The 6,487-nt window shown below is 47.3% G+C and carries 4 protein-coding genes; 3 read left to right on the plus strand and 1 reads right to left on the minus strand.

Features of this window, described 5'->3' with window-relative positions; translation table 11 throughout:
* Positions 1-33 precede the first annotated feature (33 nt).
* The gene (locus GWO68_RS13940) at positions 34-2,697 is read right to left on the minus strand and encodes a putative LPS assembly protein LptD (protein WP_162347074.1); all 2,664 of its coding nucleotides are present in this window, start codon (positions 2,695-2,697) and stop codon (positions 34-36) included.
* A gap of 74 nt (positions 2,698-2,771) precedes the next feature.
* Here GWO68_RS13940 and GWO68_RS13945 point away from each other — a divergent pair, with 74 nt between their 5' ends.
* The 3 genes from GWO68_RS13945 to GWO68_RS13955 all read left to right on the plus strand — a co-directional run bounded on the left by GWO68_RS13945 (position 2,772) and on the right by GWO68_RS13955 (position 6,349).
* Entirely contained in the window at positions 2,772-3,554 is a 783-nt protein-coding gene (locus GWO68_RS13945; RefSeq protein ID WP_162347075.1) for an N-acetylmuramoyl-L-alanine amidase family protein, read from the plus strand.
* Positions 3,555-3,575: 21 nt separating this feature from the next.
* Complete coding sequence (locus GWO68_RS13950) at positions 3,576-4,634, plus strand: MlaD family protein (protein WP_162347076.1); 1,059 nt, start codon at positions 3,576-3,578, stop codon at positions 4,632-4,634.
* 86 nt (positions 4,635-4,720) lie between these two features.
* A complete protein-coding gene (locus tag GWO68_RS13955) occupies positions 4,721-6,349 on the plus strand; it encodes an acyl-CoA carboxylase subunit beta (protein WP_162347077.1) in 1,629 nt (542 codons plus the stop codon).
* Positions 6,350-6,487 lie beyond the last annotated feature (138 nt).

Below are 6,487 nucleotides of genomic sequence, written 5' to 3' on the forward strand. Positions count from 1 at the left end.
CAATAACAGCCACCCGTGGGCGGCTGTTCTGCTTTATCTGAAGTTTATACCTGATGTAGAGGATCTTTTTGTGAGTTTAAGGTCGCGGAGCAGTGCTGATCTGGCACTTATAGTCAGGTTATAACCTCTAATGTAACCAAACGGTGTCCAGCTGATGCTCATATCCCAGCAGTGCAGGTCTCGGTGAATGTTTAAGCGTGCGCTGGATAGTTCCTGCTCAATAATATCATACGAAGCGTAATAACCAATCTTCCATTTATCGGTCAGGCTTACATCGCCATCTACACCTACAGTATTGGCTATAGTGTTTGGGTTACTGCCTAAGCCACGGGTAAAGTTTAGGGTATAATCAATGTTCAGCGACCACGGAATTTTAAAATCTACATAGTCCGGCTCAAACGGGTTAGGTTTTTGAGTGAGCGTAGGCAAATTATTTGGTGTTGATGTTTGCGTACGGCGTGCCTGTGGGTTTAGGTTTGTACTGATCTGCAGGCCTGCATTAATCAGGCGCGCCGGTTTAAAGCCAGGTCCGTTAAGCAAATAACGGTCAACGGGTCTGCCAAGCGAGTCAGACTCGTAAGGTGTAAAGCTGGAGTTAAACCCGATGTTCACCACTTTAAACAGACGTGTGTTCAGGTTCATGGTTATCTGGCTCATTTTCAGGGAGTCGGCTGCAAAGTTGTAGGCTCCCCGTATGCCAAAGTTATCGATGAGGCTTACCTTTTCAAATGCCTTTCCTGTCGTATCTGTCTTCGATTTCACCTTCATTTCCAGGTTGTTGGTAATGCCGAAGCTCAGCGCACTTTGTAGTCCAAAACCAGGTACCCCGGAGTCAAAACGTCTCAGCATTTCGTAGCGTGGCTGCCCGTTTGTATTTTCGCCTACATACAGGTTCTGGTAAAACCCGAAGTACGGATCCCCGAAGTCTGGTTTATAGATGTACGAAACCGATGGCCTGATCATGTGGCGGATGGCTTCTACGCGTTTGCCCTTCACATACATGGTACCGTAAATGTTGGTACTAAGCGAGGCGCTGGCGCTATAGTCATACACACGGCCAAAACCTGCCGTATCTACATCCAATGCATTAGAATCCGGATCGTATCTGAATGTATACTTTCTGTCTGTCCAGGTCTCAGAGTAATTTACGCCCGGCGAAAGGGTAAAGTATTTAAACAGCTTATAAGAGCCCAGGTTAATGTCGAAGTTGTGCGTGGCAGAGCGGCGGCCATTTTCCCAAAGCGTAGTAAAATCGTTCAGGCTGATTTCCCGGATGGTGTCGTTGCCGCCAATTACATCTACGCCTCCAAAGTTTGCAGCAGTTCTTTCTGTCCGGTTTGAGAGTGTGCTTTTAGCATTTACGTTATAGCCAACCGTTATACCTTCGTACCAGCGGCCGGTAGGTGTGTTCTTGGTCAGGGCCTCGTATAAGCTGATCGACGACATGCTGAAGTTCATGTCAGGCAATACAAAATTCATCTGCCCATCCGGGTTCTGGCCCTGGCTTAGTTTAACTGTATAGCTAAAGGGAGTATTCTGGATGTTTTTCTGATATGAAATGCTGGAGTTGAACGATGCGGCCAGCCTGTCTGCAGTGCGGGTGTTGCCTGTTATCTGGTTATGGATAGAGCTACCGGCATTTACACTTGCCGTAAAGCGTCCTTTGCCTGGTTTCTGCACCGGGCTATGCGACCATCGCACAAAAATGGTTCTCCTCGAATCCGGTATCTGGTCAAAAATATCGCCTGTTGAGCGGGACCGCGCTACATCTGCTTCATCAATCTTAAAGTAGGTATGCTCTATGCCAAAATTGCCCCGGTACGAGTAACGCTTGTTATAGTCGGCATTCAGGCGCAGGTCGTAACCACCCAGCGAGTATACATCGCCGGTTATACTGGCACCAATGTAGTCGTTCAGGGCCAGGTAGTAGCCACCATTCATCAGGTAAAACCCGCGCAGCGAGTTCTCACCAAAGCTCGGAACTATAACCCCCGACGAGCGATTGTTCTTAGGCGTCGGGAACAAGCCGAACAGGAAGCCCAACGGTGTAGGAATATCGCCGATAACCAGGTTAAATGGCCCCGACATGACTTTATCATTCGGGATGGCTTTTATTTTGCCGGCGTTGATGTAAAAGTGCGGGTGCGCCAGGTTGCAGGTAGTGTACTTGTTATGTAACCCAAAAATCTCGTTGGCTTCATTCTTTTTTACAATTTCGGAATGTATAAAACCTTCGCCTTGTTGCGTTACTACTTCGGCAATGCGGCCGCGTTTTGTTTTATAGTTATAGGCAATGCGTTTGGCAGAATAGGTTTCGGCACCATCCACAAAAACCGGTACGCCAATATCTTTGCCCGACGAGTCGGTAACGGAGGTGGCAGTAAGGGTGTTTTTTTCGTAATCGATCTGGATGTAGGCAGCCTCCAGGGTCATGGAGCCATAGTTTATTTTGGCGTCGCCGTACAGGTGCACTACCTTGTTGTTTGCTTCGAGCTGGATAGAATCTCTGGCAGAATATTTGATTGTCGTCTCGATGTCGCCTTTTGGGGCGGGCAGGGTTACCGAGTCTCTTTTAACTGTATCCTGAGGTGTTTTTACGGGGCGTATACTACGTGCAGGGGTTCGCTGCGCTAACGCCCAAAAGGGAGCAAGTACGGCAAGCTGCAGCAGCAGCGAAAAAATTAAAATGTGTCGCAACTTCTTCAGACTTCTCTAAAGTTTTTATTTAATTTGTACAAAGTTATTGTTTTAGCTTTTAACTAACGAGCGTTGTGAGAAATATTGTTACTGTTTCAGTTTTAGCCCTTGTATTCTTCCTGCTTTCATCCAACAGGCTGGAGTACCGCAAAGACTACAAAGTTCGCACTGTAGTGATTGATGCCGGCCACGGTGGAAAAGATAATGGTTGTAATGGCAAAGTGTCGCACGAAGCTGATGTGGCTTTGAGCCTTGCTTTGCAGGTAGGTAAGCTTATAGAAACTAACCTGCCTGACGTTAAAGTAGTGTATACGCGTAAAACTGATACGTTTGTTGAACTAATAGACCGCGCCGGCATAGCCAATAAAAACAATGCCGACCTTTTTATCTCTATCCACCTAAATTCAGGGCCGGCTGCTGCCTACGGCACCGAAACCTATTCTATGGGGTTGCATACCTCTAAAGGTAACCTGGATGTAGCCAAACGCGAGAACTCGGTAATTCTGCACGAAGACAACTATAAAGAGAACTATGGCGGCTTTGACCCTAACTCGCCACAGAGCCATATTTTATTTACCCTGCACCAGAGCGCTTACATGGATAACAGCCTGCGCTTTGCCCAGAAAGTAGAAAACGAATTTAAACACAGAGTAGGGCGCAGCAGCCGCGGTGTGAAACAGGCCGGCTTTCTGGTGCTCTGGAAATCTTACATGCCTAGTGTGCTGATAGAGTGCGGTTTTCTTACCAATCCTACCGAAGAAAAATTTCTTAACGATAAAACGGGGCAATCGTATATGGCTTCAGGTATATATCGTGCTTTCAAGGATTATAAGAAAGAACTGGAAGCCATGAACTAATACAGCACATAAAATCCCTTCGTGAAAATATCTAAAGAAATAAAAGTAGCGCTGCTTGGTATAGTAGCACTTGTGATCTTATACTTTGGGTTCATGTTCCTTAAAGGAGCTGACCTTTTCTCCGATACCAGGACCTACTATGTTGTGTATAATAACGTAGATGGCCTTACTGCTTCTAACCCCGTAATGCTGAATGGCGTGCAGGTAGGGTCGGTACAAACGCTGAAGCTGATGCCTAAAGAGCATAATAACATTCTGGTAGAGATAGAGGTAGGGGAGGAACTACAGATCGGTGACTCTACGATAGCAGCACTTGCCAGCTCGGACCTGCTGGGCAGCAAAGCCATAACGCTATACTTAGGCAACAGCAAAAAAATGTATAAAGGTGGTGAGCGCCTGATTGCGTTTAACGAAAAAAGTATAGCCGACATGCTTACGACCAAAGCTGTACCGGTAATTGATAAAGTAGACACTACCCTTGCCCGCGTAAACCGCCTGCTCGACAGCGAAGCCAAACAAAACCTGCAGCTTATTCTGGCCAACACCCAGGCAACCACCGAAGCACTTAACCAGATGCTACGGGCTAACCAGGGTAACATACAGGAAATAACAGCTAACACCAACCGGCTAATGGCCTCGCTGATAAAGACACAGCGCCACATTGACCGTATGGCCCTGAACATGGCCGAGATAACCGATACCCTGAAGCAGGCCGAGGTAAATAAACTGGTAGATAACGCCAACAAGGCTGTGGTAGAAATGCAGCAGACGGTAGCCAAGCTAAATTCTAACCAAGGCTCGATGGGCAAGCTGATGAATGATAATGCGTTGTATGAGAACATGACCCGCTCTACCGAAGCCCTGAACATGCTGCTGCGCGACATACAAGCTTACCCGAAACGCTATGTGCAGTTCTCGCTGATCGGCAGAAAAGATAAGTATAAGGTAGATGCTACCGGTCGCGTAATAACCCTGGACGAGGTAAAAGAAATGCAGGACGAGAACCCGGATGAGTTCAGGAGGCCGGTGCCCGACACGCTTAAAATTCCGCTGAAACCAGATACAACAAATTCTGAATAAGGCTATATAAAATCGTATATTTGTGAAATCCGCTCCTGGGGCGGATTTTTCTTTGTAAGCAGTTCCTTAATTCAACCCTACCCTCAATGGATATCGAATTCAACAAAAACGAAGACTCCTTAAAGCAGCTTACCTATCAGCTTAAAACTAAATTAAAGAAAGTATACCTGGGTGGCGGCGAAAAGCGCATTGCCAAAGAGCACGAAAAAGGCAAAATGACAGCCCGAGAGCGCATTGCTTACCTGATTGATGAAAATTCTGAATTTCTGGAAGTAGCTGCTTTTGCCGGCGAAGGCATGTACCCTGAAGTTGGTGGCTGCCCGAGTGGCGGTGTGGTAACAGGTATTGGTTACATTAAAGGCCGCCAGTGCGTTATAGTTGCCAACGATGCCACTGTTAAAGCCGGTGCCTGGTTCCCGATCACAGCCAAGAAAAACCTTCGTGCCCAGGAAATATCCATCGAAAACAAACTGCCAATTGTTTACCTGGTGGATAGCGCTGGTGTTTTCCTGCCGATGCAGAATGAGATCTTCCCGGATAAAGAGCACTTTGGCCGCATGTTCCGCAACAACGCCGTTATGAGCTCGATGGGCATTGTGCAGATAGCTGCTATTATGGGAAGCTGCGTGGCTGGTGGTGCGTATCTGCCTATCATGAGCGACGAAGCCCTTATAGTTGAGGGTACCGGTTCTGTATTCTTAGGTGGTTCTTACCTTGTTAAATCTGCTATCGGCGAAACTATAGATAATGAGACGTTGGGAGGTGCAACCACGCATTGCGAGATTTCCGGCGTAACAGACTATAAGTGCAAAGACGATAAAGAAGCGCTGGACCACATCCGCACTATTTTCGATAAGCTAGGCGATAACCCCAAAGCCGGCTTCAGCCGCGTAGAGCCAGCTGCTCCTAAACTGGATGAACAGGAAATTTACGGCATCCTCCCTTCTGACCGCGTGAAGCCTTACGACATGATGGACATCATCAACCGTTTAGTAGATAACTCGGAGTTTGAGCCTTACAAAGAACTATATGGCCAGTCGCTGATCTGTGGGTTAGCGCGCATTGATGGCTGGGCAGTTGGTATAGTTGCCAACCAGCGCAAGATCGTGAAAAGCAAAAAAGGCGAAATGCAGATGGGTGGCGTTATCTACTCCGACTCAGCTGACAAAGCTGCCCGCTTTATTATGAACTGCAACCAGAAGAAAATTCCGCTGGTGTTTTTGCAGGATGTGTCCGGGTTTATGGTAGGTAGCAAGTCTGAACACGGCGGTATTATAAAAGACGGCGCCAAAATGGTAAATGCTATGGCTAACTCGGTGGTTCCTAAATTCACGATTATAGTTGGTAACAGCTACGGGGCCGGTAACTATGCCATGTGCGGTAAAGCCTACGATCCGCGCCTGATCTACTCATGGCCAACAGCACAGTTAGCTGTTATGAGTGGTGCGGCCGCTGCTAAAACTTTACTTCAGATACAAGTATCAGCGTTAAAAGCTAAAGGCGAAGAAATTACCCCGGAAGCCGAGCAGGAACTGCTGGAGCGCATTACCGCAAAGTATAACGAAGAACTGTCACCTTATTACGCGGCCGCTCGTTTATGGGTAGATGGCATCATCGATCCGCTGGAAACCCGCAAAGTAATATCGATGGGGATAGAAGCGGCCAACCACGCCCCGATAGAGAAGCAGTATAATGTGGGTGTGATACAGACGTGATATTGATAATGAGGGGTAAACTATAGTTTAGGATTCTTCTCCTGTGTAATCATCCCCCTACCCCCTTCAAAGGGCAGGGCCGTTAAGTTCTGCCGAGAACTATCTCCTTGAGGGGATTATAGGGGTGTTATTCAGGAC

The organism is Pontibacter fetidus, assembly GCF_010119545.1.
Classification (GTDB): Bacteria; Bacteroidota; Bacteroidia; order Cytophagales; family Hymenobacteraceae; genus Pontibacter; species Pontibacter fetidus.

Excerpts from the sequence above, each read along its gene's own strand:
- GWO68_RS13955 (WP_162347077.1), top strand. The coding sequence starts at position 4,721 with ATGGATATCGAATTCAACAAAAACGAAGACTCCTTAAAGCAGCTTACC.